Below are 3,516 nucleotides of genomic sequence, written 5' to 3' on the forward strand. Positions count from 1 at the left end.
ACTTCCAGTATGCGTAAAACCATTCTGATCCTTCTGATATTCTTTTTGATTCTATTATCCGGATGTGTATCCACCCAGTTACAAGAGCAAAGCATGATATCCGGAGCCCAGGTCTCAAAACCTGGAACTGCAGGGACAGCATCAGTTGATACCATTTTGAAAACTGAAATGACTGGGTTTAATCAGTCTTCAAGTTCTCCCATGGTCAATGAAACACCGCCACTAACCTACCTTGGCACAGAACATGATGTAATCCTTGATCCGAACAATACATGGTCACATTTTAATAAAGGCCGGCTTCTCTATGATCAGGGTCAATATCCCCAGGCACTAGCGCTCTTCCTGCAAGCAATCCGTCATAATGAGACAAATGCTAACGCATATTACTTTGCAGGGAGTTCACTGGTTGAAATGGGGAAGTTTTCCGACGCTCTCTCCTATCTCTCAAATGTAACAGATCTAGATCCTGTCAATGCAGGAGCCTGGTTCGAGATGGGAAGGGCATACCAAGGAATCGGCAGATCAGGGGATGCACTCAACGCCTTTAATCGGTCAGTCACACTCGATCCCTCAAATGGGTGGACAAGATATACGTATGGTCGTGCTCTAAATCAGGAGGGAAGATACCAGGAGGCATATCTCCAGTTAAACGAGAGTATCAGGCTTGATCCATGTCGGACCGGGAGTTACTATGAGATGAGTGTGAGTCTGATGAACCTGGGCGATAACAAGAATGCTCTTACCGCAGTAAACAAAGCACTTGAAAGAGAAGCCACCAACCAGACCTACCGGAATCAGTATCTCAAAATACAGGAGCAACTGGCACCTGAAACCTGGAACCTGAAAATCCAGGGTTATAATGTGAAACAAAATTCTACGAATGCGACCGCCTGGCTGAATCTTGGTATGATATCCTATCATAGCGGGGCATATAGTGATGCATCAAGGCATCTTGATCAGGCAGTTCTGCTTGATCCTCTGTCAGCACAGGCATGGTACTACCGTGGGATGTCTCTTTATGAACTAGGGTGGTATCAGGACGCACTCTGTTCATTTGACAAGGTTATCCTACTTGATCCTGGCAATGCGTGGGCTTACTACTACCGGGGAGACATCCTTCAGAGACTTGGTCAATGTCAGTTTGCTTCTCCCTATCTGTCCAAGGCTGTTCAACTCGATCCATCAATCTCGTGGGGATACTATGTAAAAGGTGTCTGCTCACTAAATCAAAGCAGATATCTGCTTGCGGCAAAAAACTTTGATCAGTCGCTGAATAGGTACTCCTGCAATCAGTGGGCCTGGTTCTTTGGAGGACAGAGTTACTATAACCTGGGTGAGTTCCAGAAAGCACGGGATTATTTCACCAGGGCACTGGCATTTGATCCGTCAAATTCAGACTTCAAACAGTGGAAAGCAGCTGCCTCTGCAGAGGCAGGGTATCCTGATGAGGCAATATATCTCTATAATCTCAGCCATCCTGTCATTTCACCGGCAGGGTGTAATGTTACCTGCAACAGTTGTAGGTGATCACTCTTTTTCCCGAAAAATAGTTCAAACTGTACCCTGGAGGACAGGAACCCTGGCTCCTGACTCATAGGTACGGTTGATCTGTATCTCTGCAGGTGTTTTTCCGCCGGGAATGGTAAGGACAGCGGGAGTCGAGTCAATCCTGAATGATGAGACTCCTTCAGCTGAAGTAATCTTTACTTCGTACGCATGTGTGGTATCTGATGTGCTGGGATCAGTCCCCTCAGCTCGTATCTGGATCAAATTAGTATCAGGATCATAAACCAGAGTCAAGCCTGGTTCCTGGTCGCTTCTGATCTCCTGTTTCTGTCGTAGCATAACTCCAGGTTTACCAGATGGTACAAGTGTGACAAGGGGTGCCACCTCATTTGGGTTTGGAATCGCTTCATAATTCAAAATTTGGGGATCTTCTCCAGCCTTTATCTGATTCAAAGGGCTTAAGGCCTGTGAAAGCCCTGGCACGGTGGTTATTTTTACGTGGTCAGATATCGGTGCAAAGGGAACAATATCTACAATGATCAGGGCAAAAAGAACTAGACAGATTGTAAACCCAATGGAGAACGCTAACTGGGGAACTGTCATGAGGGTCTTGCCGTTTCTGACCTCCGGTTCTTTCACATCGATCCAGCGTACCTGACGGGCAAGGTTTTCAGGCTCCTGTCTTATCTTCTCCTCGGTAAGGATAGAGGTTCCATGAGCAGTCTTTTCCCATTTGTATGCCTTTCCTGATGCCAACTGGATCAATCCTTTCCATGCCCCGATACTCATGAATATCCAATAAATCGGAGAGAACAACGAGTAGATAAGAAGGTCTTTCTGTTTCTCCTTCCAGGTGGCCAGAAGCATCATCACCAGGAAGAAGAGATTGCCGATGATCAGGTTAAAGACAGCTATTGCTGCAAACGGCCAAAAGTCAAACCAATGTGAGAAATACTCAGGTATGATAAAACCTGCAACAAAAACTCCCCATAAGAAAAGGTTCATGAGGGGCAGGTAGAAGTTGCCACCGAATCCCGTCTGGAAAATGAGAAAATTTTTCAGCCCGATATCCTGGTATACCTTTACCGGGTGACGCATCGTTACAAACCAGGTAATAACAAACCCTTTGACCCACCGTGATCTCTGTTTGATCCACGAACGGATGCTGGTGACTGCTTCTTCATAGGTGTGTGAGTTCAGTACCCCTGTCTTGTACTTTTTCCTGGCTATCCGCATCCCGAGATCGGCGTCTTCGGTGACATTGAATGGATCCCATGCCCCTAGTTCCCTGAGCGTTCGTATCCTGAAATGGTTGCTCGTTCCACCTAGTGGAATCGGTGCACCGATCTTGTCAAGACCCTGGATGTAATAGTCGTAATAATATGAGTACTCGATAGAAAACCAGCGTGTCAGAATATTCTTGCGTGGGTTGTAAAAGTTGAGGAGACACTGAATACAGGCATACTCAGGACCGAGCCGGTGGAAAGCTAGAACTGTCTTTTTGAGCTGATCGTGGTCTGGTAGATCTTCAGCATCATATATAACCACAAATTCACCACGTGCTCGTTTCAGACCGTAATTGCAGGCACGTGGTTTGGTCTTCAGTTCAGCATTCGGGATAATTACCGGATGGAAGATACTGAGGAATCTTCGGTATTCATTCTCGGTCATGGGGGAGATAATCTCCTCGATGTTTCCGAACAGTCCAAGTTTTCTGGCTTTACCTATTGTCTCCTCATCCACCTCTTCCATTAGGATCTTTACATCCAGTTTTTCCCGTGGATAGTCCATCTTTGCGATGTTACTGAGAATATGAGGAAGCATCTCTTTTTCATGAAAGAGTGGGACCAGAATTGTGTATATCGGAAGGTCCTCGTCGCGAATTGCTTTGATATCATCATTTGTGATGAAGATAACCCGTTTAGTTCCTGAAAGACCCTGAAGTGAGATATAAAACTTCACCGGGTTCATCAGGAAATAGGTGATATTTATGATAGTAAAGATAAGAAA

The 3,516-nt window shown here is 45.7% G+C and carries 2 protein-coding genes; one reads left to right on the plus strand and one right to left on the minus strand.

The window, feature by feature from the left end; genetic code table 11:
* On the plus strand, positions 1-1,527 hold a 1,527-nt coding region (locus VN429_RS08545; RefSeq protein WP_325632137.1), incomplete at its 5' end, for a tetratricopeptide repeat protein.
* Between the two features lie 24 nt (positions 1,528-1,551).
* Here VN429_RS08545 and VN429_RS08550 read toward each other — a convergent pair.
* Positions 1,552-3,516: glycosyltransferase family 2 protein (locus tag VN429_RS08550; protein ID WP_325632139.1), on the minus strand; the 1,965-nt coding region annotated here is incomplete at its 5' end.

The sequence above is a fragment of the Methanospirillum sp. genome (genome assembly GCF_035560735.1).
Lineage (GTDB): Archaea > Halobacteriota > Methanomicrobia > Methanomicrobiales > Methanospirillaceae > Methanospirillum.